The 26,333-nt window shown below is 44.3% G+C and carries 24 protein-coding genes; 17 read left to right on the top strand and 7 right to left on the bottom strand.

Translation table 11 applies throughout. From position 1 onward, the window contains the following. The first annotated feature begins 114 nt into the window (after positions 1-114). From ACJMM4_RS03360 to ACJMM4_RS03295, 14 genes are all read left to right on the top strand, one after another. On the top strand, positions 115-1,614 hold the full coding sequence (locus ACJMM4_RS03360; RefSeq protein ID WP_405383104.1) for a carboxyl transferase domain-containing protein: 1,500 nt from the start codon (positions 115-117) through the stop codon (positions 1,612-1,614). 55 nt (positions 1,615-1,669) lie between these two features. Then, positions 1,670-2,020 (top strand): OadG family protein, encoded by a 351-nt coding sequence (locus ACJMM4_RS03355; RefSeq protein ID WP_405379455.1) that lies wholly within the window; start codon positions 1,670-1,672, stop codon positions 2,018-2,020. A gap of 56 nt (positions 2,021-2,076) precedes the next feature. After that, the gene (locus ACJMM4_RS03350; protein WP_405379456.1) at positions 2,077-2,439 is read left to right on the top strand and encodes a biotin/lipoyl-containing protein; all 363 of its coding nucleotides are present in this window, start codon (positions 2,077-2,079) and stop codon (positions 2,437-2,439) included. 106 nt (positions 2,440-2,545) lie between these two features. Then, entirely contained in the window at positions 2,546-3,676 is a 1,131-nt protein-coding gene (locus tag ACJMM4_RS03345; RefSeq protein WP_405379457.1) for a sodium ion-translocating decarboxylase subunit beta, read from the top strand. A 211-nt stretch (positions 3,677-3,887) separates the two neighbouring features. Then, on the top strand, positions 3,888-5,612 hold the full coding sequence (locus tag ACJMM4_RS03340; RefSeq protein ID WP_405379458.1) for an ABC transporter ATP-binding protein/permease: 1,725 nt from the start codon (positions 3,888-3,890) through the stop codon (positions 5,610-5,612). A 37-nt stretch (positions 5,613-5,649) separates the two neighbouring features. Then, positions 5,650-6,825, top strand: coding sequence for an FprA family A-type flavoprotein (locus tag ACJMM4_RS03335; RefSeq protein WP_405379459.1), 1,176 nt, complete (start codon positions 5,650-5,652; stop codon positions 6,823-6,825). A gap of 115 nt (positions 6,826-6,940) precedes the next feature. After that, positions 6,941-7,372, top strand: a complete 432-nt coding sequence (locus tag ACJMM4_RS03330; RefSeq protein WP_405379460.1) for a YbjN domain-containing protein — start codon at positions 6,941-6,943, stop codon at positions 7,370-7,372. Between the two features lie 177 nt (positions 7,373-7,549). Continuing rightward, the gene (locus tag ACJMM4_RS03325; protein WP_405379461.1) at positions 7,550-10,141 is read left to right on the top strand and encodes a calcium-translocating P-type ATPase, PMCA-type; all 2,592 of its coding nucleotides are present in this window, start codon (positions 7,550-7,552) and stop codon (positions 10,139-10,141) included. 126 nt (positions 10,142-10,267) lie between these two features. Then, positions 10,268-11,110: a transporter substrate-binding domain-containing protein gene (locus ACJMM4_RS03320; protein WP_405379509.1), complete on the top strand. Its 843-nt coding sequence runs from the start codon at positions 10,268-10,270 to the stop codon at positions 11,108-11,110. A gap of 79 nt (positions 11,111-11,189) precedes the next feature. Next, the gene (locus tag ACJMM4_RS03315; RefSeq protein ID WP_405379462.1) at positions 11,190-11,984 is read left to right on the top strand and encodes an amino acid ABC transporter permease; all 795 of its coding nucleotides are present in this window, start codon (positions 11,190-11,192) and stop codon (positions 11,982-11,984) included. Positions 11,985-11,986: 2 nt separating this feature from the next. Then, entirely contained in the window at positions 11,987-12,730 is a 744-nt protein-coding gene (locus ACJMM4_RS03310) for an amino acid ABC transporter ATP-binding protein (RefSeq protein ID WP_405379463.1), read from the top strand. A gap of 100 nt (positions 12,731-12,830) precedes the next feature. Then, on the top strand, positions 12,831-14,387 hold the full coding sequence (locus tag ACJMM4_RS03305) for a DUF4127 family protein (protein ID WP_405379464.1): 1,557 nt from the start codon (positions 12,831-12,833) through the stop codon (positions 14,385-14,387). Further along, the gene (locus ACJMM4_RS03300) at positions 14,380-15,003 is read left to right on the top strand and encodes a GNAT family N-acetyltransferase (protein ID WP_405379465.1); all 624 of its coding nucleotides are present in this window, start codon (positions 14,380-14,382) and stop codon (positions 15,001-15,003) included. Before ACJMM4_RS03305 ends, ACJMM4_RS03300 begins: the two co-directional genes overlap by 8 nt. 12 nt (positions 15,004-15,015) lie before the next feature. Further along, complete coding sequence (locus ACJMM4_RS03295) at positions 15,016-16,281, top strand: Nramp family divalent metal transporter (protein WP_405379466.1); 1,266 nt, start codon at positions 15,016-15,018, stop codon at positions 16,279-16,281. 48 nt (positions 16,282-16,329) lie between these two features. On the opposite strand, the gene ACJMM4_RS03290 is transcribed toward ACJMM4_RS03295, so the two are convergent. From ACJMM4_RS03290 to ACJMM4_RS03260, 7 genes are all read right to left on the bottom strand, one after another. Next, positions 16,330-16,938 carry a hypothetical protein gene (locus tag ACJMM4_RS03290; RefSeq protein WP_405379467.1) on the bottom strand — a complete coding sequence of 203 codons (609 nt, stop codon included), beginning with the start codon at positions 16,936-16,938 and terminating at the stop codon, positions 16,330-16,332. A gap of 163 nt (positions 16,939-17,101) precedes the next feature. Continuing rightward, positions 17,102-17,722, bottom strand: coding sequence for an acetate uptake transporter (locus ACJMM4_RS03285; RefSeq protein WP_405379468.1), 621 nt, complete (start codon positions 17,720-17,722; stop codon positions 17,102-17,104). Between the two features lie 368 nt (positions 17,723-18,090). Then, entirely contained in the window at positions 18,091-18,921 is an 831-nt protein-coding gene (locus ACJMM4_RS03280; RefSeq protein WP_405383046.1) for a PD-(D/E)XK nuclease family transposase, read from the bottom strand. 170 nt (positions 18,922-19,091) lie between these two features. After that, positions 19,092-20,333, bottom strand: a complete 1,242-nt coding sequence (locus ACJMM4_RS03275; RefSeq protein WP_405379470.1) for an MATE family efflux transporter — start codon at positions 20,331-20,333, stop codon at positions 19,092-19,094. Positions 20,334-20,441: 108 nt separating this feature from the next. Further along, the gene (locus tag ACJMM4_RS03270) at positions 20,442-21,245 is read right to left on the bottom strand and encodes an ABC transporter permease (protein WP_405379471.1); all 804 of its coding nucleotides are present in this window, start codon (positions 21,243-21,245) and stop codon (positions 20,442-20,444) included. Then, the gene (locus tag ACJMM4_RS03265) at positions 21,245-22,027 is read right to left on the bottom strand and encodes an ABC transporter ATP-binding protein (RefSeq protein WP_405379472.1); all 783 of its coding nucleotides are present in this window, start codon (positions 22,025-22,027) and stop codon (positions 21,245-21,247) included. Before ACJMM4_RS03265 ends, ACJMM4_RS03270 begins: the two co-directional genes overlap by 1 nt. A 63-nt stretch (positions 22,028-22,090) precedes the next feature. After that, positions 22,091-23,107 carry an ABC transporter substrate-binding protein gene (locus ACJMM4_RS03260; protein WP_405379473.1) on the bottom strand — a complete coding sequence of 339 codons (1,017 nt, stop codon included), beginning with the start codon at positions 23,105-23,107 and terminating at the stop codon, positions 22,091-22,093. Positions 23,108-23,341: 234 nt separating this feature from the next. Here ACJMM4_RS03260 and ACJMM4_RS03255 point away from each other — a divergent pair, with 234 nt between their 5' ends. From ACJMM4_RS03255 to ACJMM4_RS03245, 3 genes are all read left to right on the top strand, one after another. Further along, positions 23,342-24,634, top strand: a complete 1,293-nt coding sequence (locus ACJMM4_RS03255) for a hypothetical protein (RefSeq protein WP_405379474.1) — start codon at positions 23,342-23,344, stop codon at positions 24,632-24,634. 194 nt (positions 24,635-24,828) lie between these two features. Beyond that, complete coding sequence (locus ACJMM4_RS03250) at positions 24,829-26,001, top strand: efflux RND transporter periplasmic adaptor subunit (RefSeq protein WP_405379475.1); 1,173 nt, start codon at positions 24,829-24,831, stop codon at positions 25,999-26,001. 13 nt (positions 26,002-26,014) lie between these two features. Further along, on the top strand, positions 26,015-26,333 hold a 319-nt coding region (locus tag ACJMM4_RS03245), incomplete at its 3' end, for an efflux RND transporter permease subunit (protein WP_405383044.1).

Genomic DNA, 26,333 nt, shown 5'->3' with positions numbered 1-26,333 from the left:
AACTTAATACTAACGCTGGGGACGTACAAGTGATATGTCCTCAGCGTAGTATATATTTTTCTCCCAAATATGATGGAGGTGTAAGATTTGTCTACTCAAGAAAAAATTGAGAAAATGCTCAAAAAGTCCGAAGTAATTCTGGCTGCTGGCGGCGAAAAACGTGTTGCTAAACAACATGAATCCGGCAAAATGACTGCTCGTGAAAGAATCGCTGCACTCCTCGACGAAGGTTCCTTCGTAGAATTGGATCGTTTCGTTCGTCATCGTTGCACTAACTTCGGTCAAGAAAAGAAAGAACTTCCGGGTGAAGGCGTTACCACCGGTTACGGCACCGTTGATGGCCGTCTGGTTTATGTATTCGCTCAAGACTTCACCGTAGAAGGCGGCTCCCTTGGCGAAATGCACGCTGCAAAAATCGTTAAAGTTCAACGTCTGGCTCTGAAAATGGGCGCTCCGTTGGTTGGCTTGAACGATTCCGGCGGTGCTCGTATCCAAGAAGCTATCGACGCTCTGGCTGGCTATGGTAAGATTTTCTTCGAAAACACCATCGCTTCCGGCGTTGTTCCTCAGATCTCCGCTATCATGGGCCCCTCCGCTGGCGGCGCTGTATATAGCCCTGCTCTGACCGACTTCATCTACATGGTAAAGAACACTTCCAAAATGTTCATTACCGGTCCTGCAGTAGTTAAATCCGTAACCGGCGAAGATGTTACCCAAGAACAACTGGGTGGCGCTATGACCCACAACTCCACTTCCGGTGTTGCTCACTTCGCTGCTGAAAACGACGAAGACTGCCTGCAACAAATCCGTTACCTGCTCTCCTTCCTGCCTTCCAACAACATGGAATCCGCTCCGATCGTAGAAACCGGTGACGACCCGATGCGTACCGACGACAGCCTGAACACCTTGCTGCCGGACAACTCCAACCAAGCATACGACATGTATGATGTTATCAAATCCATCGTTGATAACGGTGAATACTATGAAAACCAAAAATATTGGGCTAAAAACATCATCACCTGCTTCGCTCGTATGGATGGCCAAACCATCGGTATTATCGCTAACCAACCGAAAGTAATGGCAGGTTGCCTGGATATCAATGCATCCGACAAATCCTCCCGTTTCATTCGTTTCTGCGACGCATTCAACATTCCTCTGCTGAACCTGGTTGACGTTCCTGGCTTCCTGCCCGGCTGCAACCAAGAATACGGCGGCATCATCCGTCACGGCGCTAAGATGCTGTATGCTTACTCCGAAGCAACTGTTCCTAAAATCACTCTGGTAACCCGTAAAGCTTACGGCGGTTCCTACTTGGCAATGTGCTCTCAAGACTTGGGCGCTGACCAAGTTATCGCATGGCCGACCGCTGAAATCGCAGTTATGGGTCCTGCTGGTGCTGCTAACATCATTTTCCGTAAAGATCCTGATGTTGAAGCTAAAACTAAAGAGTACATCGACAACTTCGCTACTCCGTACCAAGCAGCAATGCGCGGCATGGTTGACATGGTTATCGAACCGAAAAACTCTCGTCCCACCATCATCAACGCTCTGCAAATGCTGGAAAGCAAACGCGAAACCCGTCCGGCAAAACGCCACGGCAACATTCCTTTGTAATTCGCGAGTCGCTTAGCGCTTAAAACCTATTTTAAGATAAGATGAGGTGAAATAAATGGGTCCTGTTACTACTAATCCTTGGCTGATCGCACTGATCAACATGACCATCGTATTCGGCGTTCTGATTGCTTTGGGCTTCTTGATTACCGCTATTCAGCTGATCGATCCCACTAAAAAAAAAGTTGCTAAACCGGCAGTAGCTCCTACCCCGGCAGCAGCTCCCGCTCCGGCAGCAGCTCCTGCTCCGGTACAAGATGACAGCGAAATCATCGCTGTTATCGCTGCAGCAGTTGCAGCTTGCGGCGTTTCCGCAGACCAAATCGCTTGCGTTCGTCGTCTGCCTAACGCTTCTTGGACTGTAAATGCTCGCGTTGAAGCTATTAGCGTTCGTAAAGAATGCTTCTAATGCATTAAGTTTTGCAATTTAATTAAAATAACGAGATTTTAAGGAGGATTATATCCATGAAAAAGTATACTATCACCGTTAATGGTACCGCATACGAAGTTGAAGTTGAAGAAGCTGGCGTTGTAGCTTCTGCTCCGAAAGCTGCTGCTCCGAAAGCTGCTCCGGCTCCCGCTCCGGCTCCGAAAGCTGCTGCTCCTGTTGCTGCAGGTGCTACCACCGTTTCCGCTCCGATGCCCGGCAAAGTTCTGTCCGTTAACGTTAAAGTTGGCGACGCTGTTAAATCCGGCGACGTTCTGATGATTCTGGAAGCTATGAAAATGCAAAACGAAATCATGGCTCCGGCTGACGGCACTGTATCCGACGTTCGCGTTTCCGCAGGCCAAACCGTTGGTACCGGCGACGTTATGATCGTTATGTAATTTTAGCCTCTAGCTAGAATTATAACCTTAATTAACTAATCCTAGATCCTTGGAAGGCTCTGGTCGCACGGAGCCTTCCAAAAATTGAAAATTGGGAGGATATTAAATGGAAGCATTTCTCGTTGCTTTGTCTTCCGTATGGGCAGATTCCGGTTTCTCCGCTCTGACTGGCGGTCATGTAATCATGATCGTTGTAGGTCTGATTCTGCTGTATATGGCTATTGGTAAAGGTTTCGAACCTTTGCTGCTTTCCCCTATCGCTTTCGGTTGCGTACTGGCTAACATTCCTAAGAATGGCTTCGACGCTCCTGGCGTTATGTCCGTTATCATGTATGGTATTCACCACGAAGTATTCCCTCCGCTGATCTTCTTGGGCGTAGGCGCTATGACCGACTTCGGTCCCCTGATTGCTAACCCCAAAACTCTGCTGTTGGGTGCTGCTGCTCAAGGTGGCGTATTTATCGCTCTGTTGGGCGCTATGCTGCTTGGTTTCTCCGTACAAGAAGCTGCTGCTATCGGCATCATCGGTGGTGCTGACGGCCCGACCTCCATCTACCTGGCTGCTAAAATGGCTCCCCAACTGTTGGGCGCTATCGCTGTAGCTGCTTACTCCTACATGTCTTTGGTTCCACTGATTCAGCCCCCTATCATGATGCTCTGCACCACTGAACATGACCGCAAGATCGTTATGCAACAGCTGCGTCCTGTAACCAAATTCGAAAAGATCGTATTCCCGATCATGTGCACCATCGTTATCTCCTTGCTGTTGCCTTCCGTAACCGCATTGATTGGTATGCTGATGCTGGGTAACCTGTTCAAAGAAGCTGGCTGCTTGGATCGTCTGTCCGATACCGCTCAAAACGCATTGATGAACACTGTAACCATCATGCTGGCTACCGGTACTGGTCTGACCATGAGCGCTGAATCCTTCCTGAACTACCAAACCATCCTGATCATTTGCTTGGGTCTGGTTGCATTCGTAGCAGGTACTGCTATGGGCGCTATCTTCGGTACCCTGATGTGCAAATTTGACGGTGGTCAAACCAACCCGCTGATCGGTTCCGCAGGCGTATCTGCAGTTCCGATGGCTGCTCGTGTATCTCAAAAAGTAGGTCAAAAATGCAACCCTGCAAACTTCCTGCTGATGCACGCTATGGGCCCCAACGTAGCAGGCGTTATCGGTACTGCAGTAGCTGCAGGTACCATGCTGGCTATGATCGGTCCTGTTGGCAAATAATTTTTGCTTAATTAAGAGCTCACCTTTTGGTGGGCTCTTTTTTTATGTATAGAAATAAATTGATAATAAGGTTAATATGTGTTGCAACGAACATGAAAAATTTCTTTGAACCTATCCTCTAAGTAGGATTTTTGTTGTATAATGAAATAAAACTTTCTTTTTTATTGAAAATAAGTCAGAAACTAATTAAGTAATAGAAGGTGTTATTTCAGTGTATAAATTTTCTTTATCAAAACAATTCTTTAAAGATGTATGGTATCTTACCAAAAGCTATTGGCAGTCCGAAGAAAAGAAGAAGGCTTTTTTCCTTTTAGGATGCATTATTGCTCTAACACTTGGCATCGTCTATATGCTGGTGTTGTTAAACCAATGGAATAACAGCTTCTATAGTGCTCTGCAAAACTATGAGACTGACAAAATCTATGACGAATTAATACATTTCTCCTGGTTAGCTGCTATTTATATTATTATGGCTGTGTATTCTTATTATCTACAACAAACCTTAATTTTAAATTGGCGTCGCTGGCTGACTACGCGTTTTATTGATATTTGGTTAAAAAACAAAACTTATTATCAATTACAGATGTTTGGCAAGGATACAGATAACCCGGACCAACGTATTTCTGAAGACGTGCGCCTCTTTGTTGAAATGACATTGAGTTTTAGCGTAGGTATTTTAAAATCTTTCTGCACGTTTGCTTCTTTTGTTGTGATTCTTTATCGTCTATCCGGACCATATACTTTCCAAGCTTTTGGTCAGACATGGACCATTGAAGGTTATCTTTTCTGGGCAGCACTAGTTTATTCCATTATTGGTACCTATATTACTCATATCGTAGGTCGCAAGCTAGTTAGTTTGAATTTCGTACAACAACGTTACGAAGCTGACTTCCGTTTCAGTATGATTCGTTTGCGTGAAAGTGCGGAAAGTGTCGCTTTCTATCGCGGTGAAGCGCAAGAAGGTTTAGTTTTCAAAGAGCGTTTTAAATTATTATTGGAAAATTTTTGGCGCCTTGTTAATAAGCAGAAACAGCTTGTGTGGCTGAACTCCGGTTATTCTCAAATCGCCATTATTTTCCCCTTTGTCGCAGCTATGAGTCGTTATCTAAAGAGAGAATTCACTTTAGGTGGGTTGATGCAGGTATCCAGTGCTTTCGGCAATGTACAGGGGGCACTTTCTTACTTTGTTGATATGTATACCAGTATTGCTGCTTGGCAGGCTGTTGTAATGCGTTTGACTTATTTCGGACGCCATATGCAGGAGGTTTCTGCTGAAGCTGAACGTTTCCACTTGGAACGTTTTGCTACTTCTTCCGCAGTCAGTGCAGAAGGAATGCAGGTCAATCTGCCTGACGGCACACCGCTTTTGCAAAATATTTGCTTTACTCTGAAACCTGGGAAAAATGTATTGATCAAAGGTGTCAGTGGTAGCGGTAAAAGTACCTTGCTGCGTGCTATTGCAGGCATTTGGCCTTTTGTAGACGGCAAAATCAATCTACCTGAAAGTGATAAGCTGATGTTTATTCCACAGAAGCCTTATATTCCTTTGGGAACATTGCGTGAAGCTTTGCTTTACCCGGGTACTAAGCCCATGACGGATGCAGCATTAAAGAAACTCATGGAAACCTGTCAAATAGGCTATTTGCAGGACAAGTTGGATCTTGTAGCTGATTGGAGCCATGTTTTATCCGTAGGCGAGCAGCAGCGCCTTGCGTTTGTTCGTGCCCATATCCAAGAACCTGCATGGCTTTTCTTAGATGAAGCAACATCTGCTTTGGACGAAGAAACAGAAGCCATTATGTATAAGCTTTTGGCTGAACGGCTTTTGCGTACTACCGTAGTCAGCGTTGGACATCGTAGTACATTAAACAAATTCCACGAAAATGTTTTATTGCTGAACAAACAGGAAAAAAGCGTTACCTTGGAGAATTTATAAGTATAATCTGAATTTCTTTAAATGAGGAGGAAGTACAATGCAACCTATACAAATAGTTCCTGATATTTATGATGTTGGTGTACAGGATTGGGCTGTACGTGATTTTCATGGTTATAAAACAGAGCGCGGTGCAACCTATAACTCCTATTTGATTATGGACGAAAAGATTACCCTTGTGGATACAGTGAAGGCGCCTTTTGCTGAGGAGTTACTGCGCAACATCGGCCAAGTAGTAGAGCCTGAGAAAATTGATTACATTATTATTAACCATGTTGAACCTGACCACTCCGGTGCAATGCCTGCATTGGCGAAGGCTTGCCCCAATGCCAAATTTATCATTACTATGGCAGGCAAGAACGAAGCTATCCAACATTATGGTGATATCTTTAACTTTGAAGTAGTAAAAGATGGTGCTTCTTTGTCCATCGGTAAACGTAATCTGGTCTTTGCTATGATGACCATGCTCCATTGGCCTGATAATATGGCAACCTACTGCCCGGAAGAAAAGCTGCTTTTCTCCAACGATGCTTTTGGCGAACACTATGCAACTAGCAAGCGTTTTGATGATGAAGTGGACAGGGCGGAACTTTTCTACGAAGCACGTAAATATTTTGCTAATATCCTGTGGCCTTATGCGCGTTTGGTTGGCAAAGCCTTGACTAAGGTTGGTGGTCTGGATATTGCTATGATTGCCCCCAGTCACGGTGTAGTATGGCGTACCTATATCCAAGAAATCGTTGATTGCTATGCTAAATGGGGTCAAGGCGTAAGCGACGGTAGTCTTGTTATTGCTTATGACAGCATGTGGGGTGGCACGGAAAAAATGGCTCGCGCTATTGCTCAAGGTGCGCAAAAAGCTGGCGTAGTAGTAAAGGTTTTCAAACTGAGCCAAACTCCCAACAGCACTATTGCTGCAGAAATATTTACTGCCAGTGGTTTCTTAGTTGGTTCTCCCACTCTTAACTGTGGTATGATGCCTTCCATGGGTGCTTTGCTTACTTATTTGAAGGGGTTGTGTCCTACAGGCAAGAAGTGTGCAGCCTTCGGTACTTTCGGTTGGGCAGGAGGTGCCCAAAAGGATATGGAAGAAATGTTGGGCAAATTCTGTAGCGAAATGTTGCCGGGTCATAATTGTAAATGGACTCCTCAAGAACCAAATTTGCAGGCTGCTGAACAATTCGGTTATGATTTTGCTAAAAGTCTGCAAGCATGAATCCGGTAGATGTAAAATATTTTAAAAATCATATTTTGAAAGTTAATATATAGTTCCCCTTATGGGGGAATTAGTGTATAATATATTCAAGAAAACTGAAAGTGAGGTCCTTATAATGAATATTAAGGCTGAAAAATTTACTAAATTCCTCAATGACAGAAACATCAACGTTTTCCAAATCCAAGAAGTAGAAGGCGATATGAACCCTGTTGTTTATCGTTCTGCTATGGAAGTTAATGGTCAAAACCTGCCGACCATGCTGGTTATTGATGACAGCATTTATGTAATGCTGCAAGTTCGCGTTGGCGCAGGCTTGGTTAAAGATAAAAACAGAGCAGCTGTTATGGCTCATCTGAACAGCTTGAACGAAAACTACAAAGTTTTCAAATATTATGCTAATGACAACGGCGATATCGTTATCGAAAGCTGCATTCCTACTACCGACAATGAATTCATGCCGGAACTGGTGCACGCAGTAATCGATGTAGTGTTGAAACACCTGCAAGACGAATATGCTAAACTGATGAAAACTGTTTGGGCTGACTAATTTCATAATCTCCATTAATAAAGGGAGTAGCCGGCGCAGGTAGCTGCGTTCGCATTACCGTCAGTACGGTTCTCACGGGAACCCGGATTGCGACTAAATGGCGAGACTTTGTTATAGTATTTGATGTACTATAGCATGGTCTCGCCTTTTTATTTTAGCAAAAGAAAGGAGCTCAAAATGAAAAAATATGGTTTAACTACTGCTGAGGCGGAAGCTTCTCGTGCTAAGCATGGCAGTAATGCACTAAGTGGAGCTAAGAAGATTACTTTTACAGAAAAGTTGTGGGATAATTTTCAAGATCCTATTATACGCATTCTATTAGTGGCATTACTTGTTAATGTAGTTTTTGTCTACACCGGTCATGGTGATTGGGTAGAAACAGCTGGGATTTTTGTAGCTATTATGTTGGCAACTTTAGTTGCTACCTGGTCTGAGTATAGCAATGAAAATGCTTTTCAGAAACTGCAGGAGGAAGCATCACGGATTTATTGCCGTGTATGGCGTGATGGGGAGCCTGTAGAACTGCCCATTGATGAGATCGTTGTAGGTGATGCCGTTATTTTGGCAGCAGGGGACAAAGTACCGGCGGATGGAATTATGCTAGAAGGGAGTCTAGCTGTAGACCAAGCTGTTTTAAACGGTGAAAGTGAGGAAGCTGAGAAAGCGCCTGCCGAGAATACTACGCCTTGGGATGCTATGCCTATTGATTTGTTGGCAAAAAATAGATTGTATCGTGGCAGTGTAGTTACTTCCGGGCAAGGCATTATGGAAGCAGTAAAAATTGGTGATGCCTCCATGTATGGACAGTTAACTCAAGAACTGAAGACGGAAGAAAGGGATAGTCCGCTTAAGTTGAAGCTAAAGCACTTGGCACAGCAGATTAGCAAATTAGGCTATGCAGGCAGTGCTTTGATTATCTTAGGTACTATGCTGCACAAGCTGCACCTGGCCGGTGGTTTTACAAACTATGTAGCGCAGCCTGCTACCGTAGTCAGCGATTTACTGCAGGCGATCATTTTGGGCATCATTATTATCGTGATGGCAGTACCGGAAGGACTGCCTTTGATGATTGCTATAGTTTCTTCCCTAAATATGCGCAAGATGTTGAAGGACAATGTCCTTGTACGTAAGCTGGTAGGTATTGAAACTGCTGGTAGCTTGAATCTATTGTTTACGGATAAAACAGGCACTATTACGAAAGGCAAATTAGAGCTGGTAAATTATCTCACCGCTGACGGCAGGGAGTATAGCAGTGTAGCAGAACTGCCTGCTTTACAAAAGGAATTGTTATGCCAACAAGTTTTACTTAATACTTCTGCAACCGTAACAGCAGACAGGATTGTAGGGGGCAATATGACGGAAACTGCTTTGAGCAATTTTTTAGGCGCTGTGCGCCCTGAGTCTGTTACTGAACGCATTGCCTTTATACCCTTCAATAGTACGGCAAAATATTCTGAAGCTGTGGTACGTAATCAGGGCGCAGAGTATGCTTTACTGAAAGGCGCACCGGAAAAACTTTTGCTTCAAGCAAGTTTTTATCTTACTGCTACAGGTATGCGGGAAAAATTCACTGAGGCGCGAAGAGAAGCGCTGGAGCGGAAAATGGATGCGTTGGCAAGCAAAGCCATGCGCCTGTTAGCGTTATGCGTGCGTTATAAGGATGAACCGTTGACGTTGATGGCAGTAGTAGCCATTCGTGATGAAGTGCGTCCGGAAGCAGTGGCTGCCATTGCAGGCGTACAGGGCGCAGGCGTGCAGGTAGTAATGATTACCGGCGACCGCAAAGAAACGGCTACCGCTATTGCACAGGACGCAGGTTTGCTGCAGAAGGATACGGATTTGGTGCTGGCTTCGACAGAATTGGCAGCATTAAGCGATGCGCAAGTGAAAGAGCTTCTGCCTAAATTGCGGGTAGTAGCCCGTGCTTTACCTACGGATAAAAGCCGTTTAGTACGCTTGGCGCAGGAGTTGGATTTAGTAGTGGGCATGACAGGCGACGGCGTAAACGATGCACCAGCTTTGAAAAAAGCAGATGTTGGTTTCGCCATGGGCAGTGGTACGGAAGTAGCCAAGGAAGCAGGGGATATTGTAATTTTGGATGACAATTTCTTGAGTATTCAGAAGGCAATTCTCTACGGGCGTACTATCTATCATTCTATTTGTAAGTTTATCGTCTTTCAATTAACTATAAATTTTGCTGCTGTAGGAATTAGTTTTATTGCACCCTTTTTAGGTATCGATAAGCCATTGACCATTACCCAGATTTTATGGATTAATTTAGTCATGGATACTTTGGCTGCCATGGCATTTGGCGGAGAACCTGCTCTGCAGGCTTATCTTGAGGAGTGTCCCCGTCAGCGTACTGCGCCTTTGGTAAGCCGTAAAATGCTGGGGCAGATTGTTACTGCAGGTGCCTATATGACGATAGTGGGCATTGTCTTCTTCCAAAGTAGTTGGGTAGATCATCTTTTCCGTGATGCAGCGGACCATATCTACACTTATACAGGTTTTTTCTGCACCTTTATCTTTATGGCGATTGCCAATGGCTTCAACGTGCGTGCTGATGGTAAAGGCTTGACTAATAATCTAGCAGGTAAGAGCAGCTTTGTAGAAGTTATGACCCTAGTGGCGGCAATTCAAATTGCACTTACATTCTTTGGAGGAAAGATACTGCGTACTGCACCGCTCCTGTGGCAGGAGTGGTTGGTTGTAGCAGGTTTTGCGGCAAGTGTTATCATAGTGGAGAAAATTCGTAAGATTATACAGTAATGGTAATGTATATTCATGTATACATTATATCTTTGCGGCAGCTATTGCATTTTTTTTAGTAATATAGTACAGTATTAGTTAATGAAAAAGGATATCCACTCAAGGAAAGGTGTGTGTGTTATGAATTTGAAGAAATTTGCTAAAGCAGCTCTGTGCTGCATGATGGTTGGCGCAATGGCCATTATGGCTGGCTGCGGTGGCAGCGACAAAAAGGCTGAAGCTCCGAAAAAAGTATTGAAGGTTGGTATGGAATGCGGTTACGCTCCTTACAACTGGTCTCAAACCTCTGCTGAAGGTGGCGCGGTTAAAATTGCCGGCTCCAACGAATATGCTTATGGCTATGACGTAATCATCGCTAAAAAATTGGCTGATTCCATGGGTGCAACTTTGGAAGTACATAAGATTGAATGGGACGGTCTGCCCCCTGCAGTTGTAAGCGGCAAAATCGATGCTGCTATCGCAGGTATGTCCATTACCTCCAAACGTAAAGAAACTGTTGACTTTACCAAACCTTACTACTATGCAACTGTAGTAGCACTGGTTAAAAAAGATTCTCCCCAAGCACAAGCTAAGAGTGTTGCTGATTTGAAAGGCTCCATTGCTACTTCTCAAATCAACACCATTTGGTATGACCAAATCGATCAAGTTCCCGAAGTTAAAAAGCTGCCTGCTATTGATACCGTTCCCGGTATGATCGTAGCTTTGAAATCCGGCAAAGTTAACCTGATTGTAACTGATATCCCGACTGCAAAAGCTGCTGCTTTTGCTAACCCTGAGTTGGCAATGGTAACCTTCCCTGAAGGCAAAGGCTTCAAAACCTCTCGTGAAGACGTAGAAATCGGCGTTGCAGTTAAGAAGGGCAACAAAGAATTGGTTGATGCTATGAACAAAGTTCTGGGCTCCATGACTGAAGCTGACTTCAACAAGATTATGGACGAAGCAATTAAAAAACAACCCTTGGCAAAATAAGGCGTAACTTTTTGGGGGCGGCAGCTTGTCGCCCCTTTTTTCACAAGTTGATAAAGTTGATTTTAAGGTGGTGTAATTGATGCCAGAAACATTTTTTGGCTGGGTAGTGTATTTGATGCATGAATATGGTCACGTACTGCTGAAGGGCGCAGCTGTAACCTTGCTGCTAGCAGTGGTAGGTACCATTATTGGTTGCTTGATTGGTTTGGTAGTAGGCGTAATCCAAACTATTCCTATGGAAGATAACGATAGTGCTTTCAAAAAAGGCTGTGTACGCTGCGTACAACGTATTTTGGACGCTTATGTAGAAGTTTTCCGTGGTACGCCTATGATTGTACAGGCTATGGTTTGTTACTATGGCGCTATGAGCATGTTCAATATTGATATGTCTCCTATGTTTGCAGGTTTCTTCGTTGTTTCTATCAACACCGGTGCCTACATGGCAGAAACTGTACGCGGTGGTATTGAGTCCGTTGACCCCGGTCAAAAGGAAGCAGCTATTGCCATTGGTATGGACCATTTCCAAACCATGCGTTGTGTAATCCTGCCTCAAGCATTGCGTAACGTAATGCCGCAGTTGGGCAATAACTTGATTATTAATATTAAAGATACCTCTGTATTGAACGTAATCTCTGTAACCGAGCTGTACTTTGCTTCCAAATCTGCAGCAGGCGTTTACTACAAATATTTTGAGATTTTCTTCATTACCTGCGTAATTTATTTCATCATGACATTTACTGCTTCCCGTCTGCTCCGTTGGGCAGAAAGCAAGATGGATGGTCCTAAGGATTATCAACTTGTAACTTATGACCCCATGATGGATCCCTGTGGTGCAGTTCCTCTGCCCACCAAGAAGCAGAAAGGACGGTATTAAAAATGGAAAAAGAATTGCTTGTATCCGTCCGTGATTTGAAAAAATCTTTTGGCGAAAGAGAAATTCTCAAGGGTATCAGCTTTGACATTCATCGCGGCGATGTAGTCTGTATCATCGGTCCTTCCGGTAGCGGTAAATCTACCCTTATTCGTTGCGTAAACTATTTGGAGCATCCCACTGCTGGTAATATTGAATATCGTGGACAGGATGTTCATGAGGCTTTCAAAAAGCTGACTTTGTTCCGTACCAAAGTGGGTATGGTATTCCAATCCTTCAACCTGTTTAACAACATGACTGTTTTAGAAAACTGCATGGTTGGTCAGGTAAAGGTTTTAGGTAAAAGCAAGGAAGAAGCTAAAGCTACTGCCTTGAAGTATTTGAAGCACGTTGGCATGGACAGCTATGTTAATGCTAAACCTCATCAGCTGAGCGGTGGTCAAAAGCAACGTGTGGCTATTGCCAGAGCTTTGGCGTTGGAGCCGGAAGTGCTGTTGATGGACGAACCCACTTCCGCACTGGATCCGGAAATGGTAGGCGAGGTACTGCGCGTTATCCGTACTTTGGCTGATGAAGGCTTGACCATGGTTATTGTAACCCACGAAATGGCTTTCGCTCGTGATGTATCTAACCGCATTATCTTTATTGATCAAGGCGTTATTGCTGAGGAAGGCGAGCCCAAGCAGCTTTTTGGCAATCCCAAAAACCAACGTACTCGCGACTTCCTTTCCCGTTTCCAAAACAATTAAAAGACGGAAGCAATTATTATTTTAATTTAATAGAGGAAAAAATACCTTGATTGGCGAAATATCCAATTAGGGTATTTTTGTTTTAAGGAGAGTCTGAAAAATGAAGGCTTTACGTATTCTCTTTTTTGTCGCTATATTGCTTTTGACCAATAGTGCATGGGCTGCAAAGGGAACCATTCTTTACGTCCCTATGGATAATCGCCCTGTGTGTCTTGATTATACTGTGCAAACTATGCGTGGTGCAGGATGGGATGTGCAAACGCCTCCTGCGGAGCTGCTTGCAAACCATTTACAGGATGGCAATCCGGAAGCACTGTTTGACTGGCTGGAAGATAATGTTGAGGAGTCTGTTGCTGTAGTAGCTTCTTCCGATGCACTTATCTATGGCGGGCTTGTTGCCAGCCGTACTCATGAAATTCCTATGTCTGTTTTGGCACAGCGTGCAGAACGGTTAGTTAATTTAAAACGTGATTATGGTGGTAATAAAATCTATATCTTTACTACTATTATGCGTTCTCCCAAGGCAAGCAGTGCTCCTGTAGAGCCTGCCTATTATAAAGAGTGGGGGCCGAAGCTTTTCCGTATGGGTGCTTTAGAGGATAAACTGGAGTTAAAGCAGATCGAACGTCGAGAAGTACAGGAGTTGGCAGATTTACGTAGAGAAATTCCTCCGGCGGTGCAGGAGGATATGTACCAACGTCGCGCTAACAATATCCGTGCGACCGAGCTTTTGCTCCATGGCGTGGAAAGTGGCGATTTTGATTATCTGCTTATTGGTCGTGATGATACTGCGCCTTTTTCCCAAGCACATCGGGAAGCACGTGTTATGGATATTTTAGTTAATGAACTGCCGAAAGAGCGCATTCGCTTTTTCTCCGGTGCGGACCAATTGGGCTTGTTGCTCTTGAGTCGTGCTTCCAATAGGCTGCAGTACGAACTGCCCTTGGTCAACGTAACTTATGCTGTCGGTAAAGGTGGTGCTACTGTGCCTACTTACGAAGATGATACAGTAGCGGAAAGCGCTAAGCAGCATATTTTTGCAGCAGGTGGTTTCCCTGCTAAACTGCGCAAACGCGCTGATTTGATTTTGGCAGTTAACACACCAAAAGATGGTATAACTTTAGAAGCAGCTAATGCTGTCAACAACTATGTAGTACCCAAGGAAACTACTAATTTTGTTCACAAGGTAGAACGCCTCCTTGCTAATGGTCATAATGTGGCAGTGGCAGATATTAAATTTGGTAATGGTGCCGATAATGCTTTAGTAAAAGAGCTGTGGACTAAAGGTGTTGCTCACAAAGTGGCTGCGTATGGTGGCTGGAATACTGCTGGCAATAGCTTGGGCTTTGCTTTGGCGCAAGGCTTACTGAATGATATGTATTTGCCGGGGGTACGGGAGCAATTGTTGAATCAGCGCTATCTTGATGATTGGGCATATCAAGCGAATGTACGCATGCAAGCTTATACCAAGTTGGTTTGGCCTAACTATTGGCCTAATAGCGGCTTGAATGACGAACAACGTACTGCAGCAGAAAACTTTATTACCCGGGAAATAAAACAGGTAAGCGCTCCTTACATGGGCGCTATTGCCGATGATTTTACGTATATACTGCCATGGAGCAGAATGTTTGAAGTGGAGGTAATACCTAATGAATGAAGAAATACAGGTGCGTCCTGCTACCGTAGCGGACGCAGAAAAATTATTGGCGATTTATAAGCCTTACGTAGTTAGTGAAGACAGAACTTTCAGCGATGTATCCTTTGAATATGAACTGCCTTCCGTGGAGAAGTTCGCCGAAAGAATTGCTTCCATTAGCAAAAGATTTCCCTATCTTGTCTGCCAGCGTGGGGAAGAGATTCTAGGCTACGTCTATGCTCATCCCTTTATTGAGCGTGCTGCTTACCAATGGGGGGCAGAAGTAACCATCTACTTAGCACCTGCAGGCAAAGGCTGGGGGTTAGGCAAAGTCCTTTATACAGCGTTGGAGCAAATTTTGGCATTACAGCATGTAGTACATGCTTATGCGTGCGTAACTAAGAGCAATCTCCATAGCGTAGGTATGCATAAAAGCCAAGGCTATAAGGTAATCGGTGATTTTGAGAATACAGGGTTCAAACATGGCCATTGGCTGGATATGGTGTGGATGGGCAAAACCATAGCTCCATTGCCGGAAACACCTCAGTTTGTCATTCCGTGGCAACAGGTGCCTGCGTTGCAGGTGCAGGCAGTGCTGGCGGAAGCAAGCGCAAAAGTTGAAAACTTATTAAAGTAGTAGAGGTATTCTATGGATTTAAAACATTATGGGGATAAGCATCCTCATCGTTCTACAGCGGAAGAAATTCTGCGCTATATCGGACCGGGACTGCTGATTACCGTGGGCTTTATCGACCCAGGTAACTGGGCGTCTAATTTAGCGGCAGGTGCGGACTATGGCTATGTGCTGCTCTGGATGGTAACCTTGTCCACTATTATGCTGATTATCCTGCAGCATAATGCAGCCCATTTGGGCATTGCCACAGGCTTATGCCTTAGCGAAGCGGCAACTGCCTATTTGCCCAAGTGGATTTCCCGTCCCATTCTGCTTTCTGCCGTTATGGCATCGGTAGCGACATCTTTAGCAGAAATTTTAGGCGGTGCCATTGCCTTACAGCTGTTATTTAACATTCCTTTGTGGTTGGGAAGCATTATTATGGCGGCGTTATGTTCTTGGCTGTTGCGCTCCAATTCCTATAGCAAGCTGGAAAAGATTATTATTGGCTTTGTATCTTTAATCGGTCTATCCTTCTTAGCAGAAATTTTGATGGTGCCTTTAGACTGGGGTGCGGCGGTAAAAGGTTGGGTAACGCCTGCCGTTCCTCATGGTTCGCTTTTGGTTATTATGAGCGTGTTGGGTGCGGTGGTTATGCCCCACAATCTTTTCCTCCATTCGGAAGTAATCCAAAGCAGGCACTGGAATTTGGAGGATGATAATGTTATCCGCCGTCAGTTAAAGTTTGAATTTCTGGACACGCTGCTGTCCATGAGTATTGGTTGGGCGATTAACAGTGCCATGATTTTGGTGGCGGCAGCGGTGTTTTTTGCCAACAAAGTACAAGTAAACGACTTGGCGCAGGCAGTAGATTTGTTGGAGCCCTTGCTAGGAAATAGCGCGGCAATTCTTTTTGCTGTAGCTTTGCTCTTTGCAGGTATTTCTTCCACCGCTACCGCAGGTATGGCAGGTGCCAGCGTTTATGCCGGTATTTTTGGCGAAAGCTATGATGTACAGGATCCTCACTCTTGGCATGGTGTGCTTCTTACCTATTGGCTTGCCGTGCTGATTATCCTGTTTATTGATGATCCCTTTACGGGGCTGATTTATTCCCAAATGGCGCTGAGTGTGCAGCTGCCTTGGACGATTGGTGTGTTGATTTATTTGACCTCTTCCAAGAAGGTTATGGGTAAATTTGCCAATAGCACTCGCTTGAATATTACGCTGGGTATTATTGGCGTCATCGTCATCGTGCTGAACATTATGCTGCTTTTGGAATCCTTCGGGATTATGAGCTTCTAAAAACAAAAGCCTAGACTGCGTTAGACGTAGCCTAGGCTTTTTATGTATTTACTTTTTCTTCGAGCCGAAGATGGCACTGACAATCATTTTGGGAAGTGCTAAAAGTCCTTTGCCGATGTGGTACCAAGTGTTGTTTACTTGGTTGATGGCTGCACGGGTGCGTCTAGCTTTTTGTTCCGCTAACTCCTTTTGCTCCATATAATCGCGATATTTTGCTTCAAAATCTACTATCCAGTAGCAAATCTTTTCCATGGCGATCCAACAGGTATGGGTGGATTTATCAATGTTTCTGTTCCTGTTGCTGCCGTAATGGACGGAATTGTTGCCGTTGATGCGAAGGGTGTGCATTTCCCCAATAATGTCACAACCGGGAGCAGTGCGTAGAATCGGAGGGATAGCCTGCTCCAAAATCTTGATGTTCTCCAAAGTGGAGTTGTTGGGAGCGCTGTCTTTATTGGTGATTTCCAATAGTTGGGCGATAATCATTTCCAATGCATAGCGCAGTTTAAGGCAGCAAGCAGATTTGTCAACAGCGTAAAGTTTTTTAGCTTGCACGAGGGCGCTATAAACTTTTTTATAGCGAGTGTTTTTAAGAATATCGATATTTATTTTCTTCACATTAGTGTTGTAATTTTTGCTCTTACGATAAAAAGCCATGTAGTAATTTCCTCCACATTTTACAAATGCTACACCTATTATACCATAAAAAGGAGGGTAGGTGGGGGAATTTCTGGCAGTGGCAGGTAGTGGCTTTTCATATTATTATAGATATAAAAATTCCCTGCCGCCGTTTCGGTAGCAGGGAAACATTAGCTTTACCTTATTGCTTCCAGTTGTTAACAGGAGCGCCTACAGGCCAGAAAGTACGGCCGTAGAAGTTGTTGAGGAAGGATGCGCCTGCGCCATAAAGGGACAGGAGGGAGATGCCCATTTCTGCATAAGCAGCAATAGCGTGGGGAGCGTGACCGCCAATGCCCCAAGCATCCAGCGCCAAGCACAGGAGCAGTACGTCTATAAGAACCATGTCGCTGAACAGGAACAGGTTCGCGGAAGAGGCAGCAATGGTACCAATGCAAGCAAAGAGGAAGTACGCAAAGAATGCGAAACCAATAGCTTTACCATCAACTCCGGCAGCAAGTGCAGTACCAAAGGTTCCGGCTTTAATCATCCAGCTCATGCCAACTGCAGACCAGAAGAAACCAAAAGCACAGAAGATAGTACCACCAAAAATATTCTTATGGCAGTAATCGAGAATGCCCGCTAAAATTTGGGCAAAAGAACCGCACATCAGCGCCCAAGGCAGCACCCAGGATACATCAGAAACGATTCCCATTTTTTGGGCAGAAGCTACCATAGTAACTACTGCAAGACCGAACAGACCAAGGGGAGTCGGGTCAGCCAAAGAAATTTGAACATGTTGCGTAGAGTTGTTAGTACTCATAATACGCCTCCTTTATAATGGATTTGTGGTGCGTGTGCACCATATGTAACAAATATAACAGATATTTGCAATATGTGTCAAGATGGTTTTTACTATAGTTTTATTATTTAAGGAAATTAAAAGATTTCTTAAACAATAAGGAATGTCACGCTTTTGCTTAGCCTGTGTATAGCAAATGTGTAAGCCATATTACAAGTGTTGTTTGCAAAAGATATAGCAGAGTTTTGTGCGTATAGAAGCAACACCAATCTTTTCTTTAACGGGGACCCATTACAAAGCAAAAAAGTTATTTTACGATAAAAAATTTTAAGCAAATGAATAACGCCCTGTACATTCTAGAGGAATAGTAGCAGGGCGTTTTGTCGATTTTACATTACTAATTTAGTATTAAGGGTTTGCGCGAGTTCTTGTAGCTTTTCTGTAGTAACTTGAGTATATTTTTGAATCATGCTTACAGGTAGACCATCTTTGATCATTTTTGCAGCAGTTGCCAAATTAGCTCTTGCTTCTGCACGCTCTTGTAAAACTTTAACTGCGGGACCTAAAGACATTTTTGAGTTACCTCCCTTCAGATTACGAAGACTATCAGCTAATACTCTGTTGTGCATAGTATTCGGCACACTATTTTGAAAATCCTGCATCAATCTACCTATGGTATCATTTTCTTTATATTCTCCATTAACATAGATGATGTGTGAACGATCGTTAAAAAGAGCATTGTTCATTTGCTTTATGGTGCGGTCAATATTATAAAGAGGAAATCCACCGCCCATTACATCATGTTGAGTAATAAAAATAACATAGGTCGTAGGTATATCTTTTGCTTTATCACCTTTGAGTAAGGCATGGGTATCCATATTACTGCTGTTTAAGCGAGCTCGTTCGGGAATAGCTCCTCGATTATCTTTTTGAATTTCAATATTGTAAAGAGAACCTGCAGAGTCTTTGGCATAAATATCTAATCGGACATTGCGATGGTTGTGATTGAGTAGTTTATGTTCTGTGTCTACTGCTACTACTTTTAAATCAGATCGTTCTAAAACAGTGTTTATTACTACTTGCGTACATTCTTTATCCTGAAAAACTAGTTTCATGATTTCATCATCCATCAATGTTCCGTTTTCAGATATATCATAGCTCACGATAGATTTTAATTCATTATCGGAGAGACTGGTATATTTTTCTTTTAGTGTTTTCACATATTGCACCACTTTCATTATAGATTGATACAACAAAGCGCTTTATCTACCGAGGATAGTATAACACAAGCAAAGGATAATTACAAGAATAATCTGAAAAATCAAACAGATACCTACTGCTTCTTCCTGCCTTGGAAAGAAACAGTAGGTTAAAAGTATTATAACTTGCTTTACACGTGTTTAAGAAAGAAACGATAGAGCAGAAAGCTTACAGCAGTAGTGATGGTCTCCGTTACAGGGAAGGTACACCAGAACCAGTTTAAGCCGTATTGGGCAAAGAAGTAGCCTAAAGGAACAAAAAGAACGATAGTACGCAGAACGGTGAGCACACTACTGGTAACGCCGAAGCCGATAGCTTGGAAGAAGGTGGGAAAGAGTAAGGATGTTACCAGTGGTGCAAAACTGATGGCGATAATGCGGAAACCAGTGGCACCAATCTCATAAACTAAGGGGTCGGAACTGAAGACAGCTAATAAAGGCACGGGAATAAGTTCAAAGATTAAGGTGCCGATAAGCATCAGACTCAAGCTGGAATAGGTAGCTACACGCATAGTTTCTTTACAGCGATTGATATTTTTCGCAGCGTAGTTAAAACTTATAATAGGTACTATACAGGTTAACATTGCCATTAAAGGGATAATGAGAAAAGTCTGCCATTTGTAGTATAAGCCTAACACTGTGACTGCTTGGTCAGAGAACATAGCTAAAATAAGGTTTAAGCCAAGGATATAGAAGGTGCAGGTCATCTGCATAAGCATATTGGGTACACCTAAACGGAAGATGGTCAAGGTGTGACTGAGGTAGACGCTATATCCCGGGGAAGGGCGATAGCCTTGTTTGAAGACTACAAGGGCAGCAATGGCTTGACCGATTACAGTGGCGATGGCTGCACCGGCAATGCCTAAACGAGGGCTGCCACATAAGCCAAAAATCAGAATAGGATCCAAGACGATATTGGTTACGGCCCCGGCAATTTGGGCATACATGGGTGTTTTCATATCACCTTCTGCTTGGAGTACCTTGGTCCAAATGCTTTCTAGAAACAAGCCGATGCCAAAGACGCAGACAATACGTCCGTAGGTAATAACATCTTCAATAACAGCGGGGGAAGAAGTGGAGATATAGGCATAACTAGGCATAATAAACCAACTGGCAACAGCAACCAGCAGCCATAACAGCAACGCTAAGGGCGTACCTATACCTGCATAGACATTAGCTTCTTTTACCAACTTTTTGCCTAAGCAGGAGGCCATAATGGTATTGATGCCAACGCCTGTGCCAACAGCTAGAGCAATCATCAACAGCTGCAGGGGGAAGATAATGGACAGGGCGGTTAGACCATTTTCTCCGTATTGTCCGATAAAGAAGCTGTCTACGATATTGTAGACAGCTTGGATAAGTTGGGCCAGCATTACGGGTGGAGCCATTTTTAATAACAATTTGCTAATTTTTTCAGAGCCGAAATTTGTATTTGTATCCATGATGAAATTAATTATTACCTCGAGATGTTGTAAAACGTGTTAATTTTTCCAAGGCACTACCTTCTTTTCCAACCTTTGCAAGAGTAGGTTGAAAATCAAGCCCAAAAGGGAAAGGACTATAACGCCTGCCATAAGGCGGTCAGTAATCATCAAATCGCCATAGTGGAGGATGAGGGCGCCGATACCTACTTGGGCAGCAATCATTTCTGCTGCTACCAAAAGAAGTAGGGAAGTACCTGCTGCCAAGCGCAAGCCTGCGAAAATCATGGGCAGAGCATTGGGCAGAACTACGCTTTTCATGGTTTTCCACCAGCTGGCGTTGAAGCTTACTGCTACTTTGATAAGCAGTGTATCCACATTTTTTACGCCGCTATAAGTATTCATCGCTACGGGGAAGAATACGCCAAGGGCGATAATCGTTACTTTAGAAAGTTCGCCAATGCCTAGCCACAGGATGAACAATGGTAACAATGCAATCTTAGGAATGGGGTAAAGGGCGTTGACGATGGGGTTGCCAATCTTATCTGCCAAAGCGGAGGTGCCTGTTACTAGGCCCACAGCAAGACCGATGGCGCTGCCAACTACGAAACCTACTAATATACGATACATACTAGCTGCTAAGCTTAGACCGATTTCACCGTCACCAATCATGGTGAACAGGGAGAGGATGATTTGGCTGGGTGCAGGTAAAAACAAGGAAGAAACTAAACCTGCGCGGCAGACTAATTCCCAAATAATCAACAGGCAAAAGATGGATAGCACGCTTATCCAGTGGGGATATGTCTTTTGCCAATGAGTCATACGGTTGCGGACTACATATTCATGGGTTTGCTTATCCGTCATTATTCTTCCACCTCCATCAAGGCTGCACGGGCATCTTTGGCAATGTGCTCCCAAATAATACGGATAAACTCCGCAATTTCCTCCGCATGTTCAGGTTTATCCCTATCTGCACGGGGAATGTTAATAGTAAGGATTTTGCTGACTTTGCCGGGACGACGGCTGAGCAGGACAACTCTATCTGCTAGCATTACTGCTTCCTGAATATTGTGGGTAACATAAAGGGTGGTCAGTCTTGTCTTCTCCCACAGGGTAACAAGTTCTTCCTGCATAATAGTGCGGGTTTGGGCATCCAAAGCACTGAACGGTTCGTCCATTAGCAGCAGGTCCGGTTCGATAGCCAAAGCGCGGGCGATGCCTACGCGTTGGCGCATACCACCGCTAAGTTGGTGAGGAAAGGAGTTTTCAAAGCCTTTGAGGCCAACGAGTTCAATATAATGTTTAATGCGTTCTTCTCTTTGAGCAACGGGCATACCCGCAGTTTCTAAGCCGAAAGCAATATTGTCATGGACATTGCGCCAAGGGAAAAGCCCTGTTTCTTGAAAGACGATGCTCATGCGGGGGTGATAGCCTGCGGCTACTTCCGTAAATTTTACGGTGCCGCTGGTAGGCTCCAGCAAACCGCTGGAAATATTGAGCAAGGTGGATTTGCCACAACCGGAGGGACCTACCAAAGCTACAAATTCTTCTTCCCTCACGGTAATGTCGATATCCTGCAGTACGGGCAGTGCCTTACCGCGACCATCAGTAAATTCTTTACAAATTTTATCGATTACTAGTTTCATAGACTTCTCCTTAAAAAGTAAGGCTGAGGGTGTAATGCCCCAGCCTTAGCTTAGTGTATGTGTTTATTTTGTTGCGGCTTCTTGGAAGGAAGTGTTGACAACGTCTTTAGCTTCCAGTTTACCGGAAATCATCTTATTGGCAGTGTACCATTTGATTTGGGTTTCAATATCGCTAGCCAACAGTTGACCGTTTTTATCAAGATAGGGCAGACCAGCTTTAATATCTTCTGCAGGGGCTTTTACATATTTGGAAGTAATAGCAACCACTTCGTCAAGCTTTTTAGCATCCTTGCGTTCGATTGCTGCTTCATAATAGTAGTTGCAAGCTTTTACATAGGCTTTCATAAAGCGGGTAGCAGCATCTTTGTTCTGCATGAATTCAGGAGAATAGAAGATGGCGGAAGTTTGGTAGGGGATAAGGTCGCCAACCTGTACAACCAATTTGCCATAGCCTGCTTTTTGTACTTTGCCGATGTTGGGTTCGTTGAGGATGCAGCCATCAATTTGCTTGCTTTCCAAAGCTGCCATAACGGCACTTAATTTATTTAAAGGAACGATTTCTACGTCGTTGAGGCTCATGCCTTGGGTTTCCAGCATACGGCCTAACATATAATGGAAGGTAGAACCTTTTTGGGTAATACCAATGCGTTTGCCTTTGATGTCTTTTAAAGATTTTACGCCTTTGTTAAAGTTATCGGTGGTTACCAAAAGTGCGGAAGAAGAATAACCTTTTTGTTCGCGGCCTTTATCGGCTACGATGCCCAGTTTTTGGCCTTTAGCTGCCATGTTGTAGAGGCTGGCAGTGATGCCGGTAGCACCTACATTTACCTTAGAGGAGGCAGTGGATACGGCAATGGGGTGGGCCGCATCAAACCATTGGGGTTCGATTTCAATGCCTTCTTCAGCAAAGAAGCCTTTATCCATAGCGATAAAGAGCGGTGCACTGCTGGTCAAACGCAGCATGCCGAGGCTGACTTTAACTTTTTCTTTGGGTGCTGCTTTTTTGGCGTCGTTGCCACCGCAGCCGGCCAGCACAAGCATCATGCACATGGCCATGAGTAACGCGATAATCTTTTTCATAACTATACTTCCCTTCTACCATACTACAAAGTTGGTGAAAATTTGTAATAATATTGTACACTAAATATAAGAAAAAAGCATTACTTTTTGGAGAAATTTTGCGAAAAAGTAGAAGATGTGTAAAATATCTGTGCTTTGCTATATTCTAAGTGTTAATAATGTTATAATATATGTGTAAAGAATTTTTGCTGGCTACTACAGCTATGCTTTTTGAAGGAGAAAGGACGGGTACTTGTGAGAAAGTTTTTATATAGTCAGCTGGCAGCAGTAGCCTGCGCTATGATAGTGAGTGTGCCGGCACTGGCAGCGGAAACTCTTTTGGGGGAAACGGAACTGCAGCTAGCGCAAGGCAGTGCTACTGTTCAACTGTGGGGGGAACGCTTGCCCAACGGTTATGCCGATGATCTGTTGTTGATGGTGAATGCTGCAGACGGCACGCTTATAACAGCCTGCAAGCCTTCTATTAAGGGCGGCTACAATCCTTTACTGGCAGCAGTGCAGGTGCAGCCCAAGTCTGCGGAGGCAGGGGAGCAGCTTTTAGTCAGCCTTGGCCAAGGCGATTGGAGTGCACCGCGGGAGTTCCGTATTCTCGACTTTGCTAAGCCTAAACAGGTGGAAGAAATTTTTAGCTCTGCCGATAGTATGGGGATTGTAAGTAAGGCGCATATAAAGGAAGATAATCTGCTAGTGACTTTAGTTGATGGCAAGGAAAACACCGTACCCATGCGCGAAGGGGTGGAATTGCAGGGCAGGGTGGAGTACGGCGGACTTCATGCTTTAACCGTCCATGATGTGGACGGCGATGGCCAGCAGGAACTGTTTAGCTGCCAACAATTGGGGAACCGTAGCAAGCAGTGGGCTGATGTAGGTGCAGTGTGGCGCCTTGCTGGAGTAGATACTGCAACGGACAAGCAAACTCAGGAAGAACAGCTGAAACAAAAAAAATGGCTTCACGGTTCTTTAACCATTATGACAGCTCCGCCTGCAGATAAAAATAATACTATTAATGATGGTTATGAGTTTGCAGCAGGAACAATCCTTCCTTATAAAATGGTGTTGCCAGGTGGTGAAGCGACCTATCCTGTTTTTGCTTCCCAAAATTTAGAGTTGCAAAAGAAGATCAACGAGCTTCTTGCTGAGGAAAATACTGATTATCTGCAAATGTTTTACGCCGGTGCTGCGGATATGGCGTTTAAGGTAATCACCGCAGATGCACGGGTATTGAGCTTACAGCTTATTAGCGGTAAGAGCGACTTTGTTCATCATCACGTCAACATCGACCCTACTACCGGGGAAAAACTTGCTTTGAAAGACGTTCTGCACGTTGATGATAAAGATTTATTAGCTTTGTTAAAAGTACTTTGCACCAACAAAACCATGTCTTGGGATTCTTTGCCGCGAGAATGGTACATTGAAGGGAAAAATCTTTTCTTGATGGAACGTGTGGATGGTAAGGATGAAGTTGCTGGTTTCGCTTTAGGCAATCTGCATAAGTTCCTCAAAGATAAGAAATGGCTAGGAAACTGACTGGTCAGTCAGTTTTGCGTGAAAGCTAGAGAAAACAAGAGTATTTGCGAGTAAAGTGGTTATAATCTCAAATAATCAAGTTTGCTTTTCTGATTTCTGTTGCGTATAATAGTATTATTCTGAAACTGGGTCATAGTCTATTCTGATTATAATAAATGTGATAGTTTCTGAAGTGAGGATAAGGAGGTTTTTATATGTTTAGTTTTATCCGCTCCGGTCGCGGGAAGAAGGCTTTGGCTGCTTCCTTGGCTGTAGCAGTAATGCTGACGGTGGCAGGCTGTGCTAAAAAGCAACAAGCTGCTCCCCAAGCAACCTTGGTAAAGACCATGCAGGTAATCAAGCGCGATACTCCTATCGTTTATGATTACACCGGTTCTGTAGAGGCGACTCAGGAAATGGAGCTGCGTTCCCAAGTTACCGGTCAGATTACCGGCAAATTCTTTAAAGGTGGCGACAAGGTTGTAGCAGGCCAAACCCTGTACACCATCGACCAACGTACCTATCAAGCAAACCTGCTCAATGCTCAAGCTAATTTGGCTAACGCTCGCGCAGCATTAGCTAACGCAGCTATGGATGCAGAACGCTATACCAAGCTGTATGCTAATAATGCAGTTTCTAAACAAGTTATGGATAATGCTGTTATGCAGCGCGACCAAGCTGCTGCTGCTGTAAGCGCTCAAGAAGCATTGCTGCAAAACGCTCAAACCAATATGAGCGAAACCTGCGTAACTGCTCCTTTCAGCGGCCGTATTGATACCACTTCCATGGAAGTAGGTAACTATGCTACTGCAGGTCAGACTGTGCTGACCAAAATTTCTAACACTGACCCCGTATACATCAAATTCAGCATCGCTGAACCTGAATATCTGACTTTGTCAAAGACTAACAGCGCCGGTGGTGCAGCTTTGGATAACTTGACTGCAGTCCTCAGCGATGGCAGCACCTATGACTTGAAAGGCCGTGTTGCCGAAGTTAACCGCGGTATGAGCGATAATACCGGTACTTTGACCATCAAAGCTACCTTCGCTAACCCGGATCGTCGCTTGCTGCCCGGCATGTTTGCCCATGTTCAGGCAACCGGCGGTATTGCTGAAAACGCTATTTTGGTTCCCCAACGTGCTGTTACCGAAATGCTCTACAAGAAATTCGTTTATGTTGTAGGCAGTGATAACAAAGTTACCATGAAAGAAATCACACTTGGTCCCGCAGTTGGCCGCCTGTATGTAGTTAAGAGCGGTCTGAACGGCGATGAAACCGTTGTTGTTGAAGGCACCGGCAAGATTCGTCAAGGCTCCGAAGTAAAAGCGCAGCCCATGACTGAGGCTGACTTGGAAACAGGAACCAAAGCGGAAGGCGCACAAAAATAAGGAGGTAAGCTAAATGGCTCGTTTTTTCATTGACCGTCCGGTCTTTGCCATAGTGCTGGCTATCCTGATTACTCTGATGGGTGTCTTAGCCGGTTTGAGCTTGCCTATTGCCCAATATCCCCAGATTACCAAGCCCCGTATTTCTGTTGAAACAATGTATGTAGGCGCTAGTGCCGATACAGTTGAGGAATCCGTAGCTCAGGCAATCGAACAGAAGGTAATGGGCGTAGAAAACATGCTGGACATGAATTCTACCAGCACTAGCTCCGGTCAGTACAATCTGAAAGTACAGTTCAACCTGGAAAAAGATGCCGATATCGCATCCGTAGAGG

Source organism: Phascolarctobacterium sp., from assembly GCF_045124115.1.
Lineage (GTDB): Bacteria > Bacillota > Negativicutes > Acidaminococcales > Acidaminococcaceae > Phascolarctobacterium_A.
Note: the sequence above shows the minus strand (reverse complement) of the source record. Positions and strands in the feature narration are given on the sequence as shown.

Excerpts from the sequence above, each read along its gene's own strand:
- ACJMM4_RS03330 (WP_405379460.1), top strand. The coding sequence starts at position 6,941 with ATGAATATTAAGGCTGAAAAATTTACTAAATTCCTCAATGACAGAAAC.
- ACJMM4_RS03295 (WP_405379466.1), top strand. The coding sequence starts at position 15,016 with ATGGATTTAAAACATTATGGGGATAAGCATCCTCATCGTTCTACAGCG.
- ACJMM4_RS03265 (WP_405379472.1), bottom strand. The coding sequence starts at position 22,027 with ATGAAACTAGTAATCGATAAAATTTGTAAAGAATTTACTGATGGTCGC.
- ACJMM4_RS03300 (WP_405379465.1), top strand. The coding sequence starts at position 14,380 with ATGAATGAAGAAATACAGGTGCGTCCTGCTACCGTAGCGGACGCAGAA.
- ACJMM4_RS03270 (WP_405379471.1), bottom strand. The coding sequence starts at position 21,245 with ATGACGGATAAGCAAACCCATGAATATGTAGTCCGCAACCGTATGACT.
- ACJMM4_RS03350 (WP_405379456.1), top strand. The coding sequence starts at position 2,077 with ATGAAAAAGTATACTATCACCGTTAATGGTACCGCATACGAAGTTGAA.
- ACJMM4_RS03355 (WP_405379455.1), top strand. The coding sequence starts at position 1,670 with ATGGGTCCTGTTACTACTAATCCTTGGCTGATCGCACTGATCAACATG.
- ACJMM4_RS03310 (WP_405379463.1), top strand. The coding sequence starts at position 11,987 with ATGGAAAAAGAATTGCTTGTATCCGTCCGTGATTTGAAAAAATCTTTT.
- ACJMM4_RS03305 (WP_405379464.1), top strand. The coding sequence starts at position 12,831 with ATGAAGGCTTTACGTATTCTCTTTTTTGTCGCTATATTGCTTTTGACC.
- ACJMM4_RS03250 (WP_405379475.1), top strand. The coding sequence starts at position 24,829 with ATGTTTAGTTTTATCCGCTCCGGTCGCGGGAAGAAGGCTTTGGCTGCT.
- ACJMM4_RS03325 (WP_405379461.1), top strand. The coding sequence starts at position 7,550 with ATGAAAAAATATGGTTTAACTACTGCTGAGGCGGAAGCTTCTCGTGCT.
- ACJMM4_RS03275 (WP_405379470.1), bottom strand. The coding sequence starts at position 20,333 with ATGCTGGCCCAACTTATCCAAGCTGTCTACAATATCGTAGACAGCTTC.
- ACJMM4_RS03260 (WP_405379473.1), bottom strand. The coding sequence starts at position 23,107 with ATGAAAAAGATTATCGCGTTACTCATGGCCATGTGCATGATGCTTGTG.
- ACJMM4_RS03345 (WP_405379457.1), top strand. The coding sequence starts at position 2,546 with ATGGAAGCATTTCTCGTTGCTTTGTCTTCCGTATGGGCAGATTCCGGT.
- ACJMM4_RS03360 (WP_405383104.1), top strand. The coding sequence starts at position 115 with ATGCTCAAAAAGTCCGAAGTAATTCTGGCTGCTGGCGGCGAAAAACGT.
- ACJMM4_RS03285 (WP_405379468.1), bottom strand. The coding sequence starts at position 17,722 with ATGAGTACTAACAACTCTACGCAACATGTTCAAATTTCTTTGGCTGAC.
- ACJMM4_RS03315 (WP_405379462.1), top strand. The coding sequence starts at position 11,190 with ATGCCAGAAACATTTTTTGGCTGGGTAGTGTATTTGATGCATGAATAT.
- ACJMM4_RS03335 (WP_405379459.1), top strand. The coding sequence starts at position 5,650 with ATGCAACCTATACAAATAGTTCCTGATATTTATGATGTTGGTGTACAG.
- ACJMM4_RS03290 (WP_405379467.1), bottom strand. The coding sequence starts at position 16,938 with ATGGCTTTTTATCGTAAGAGCAAAAATTACAACACTAATGTGAAGAAA.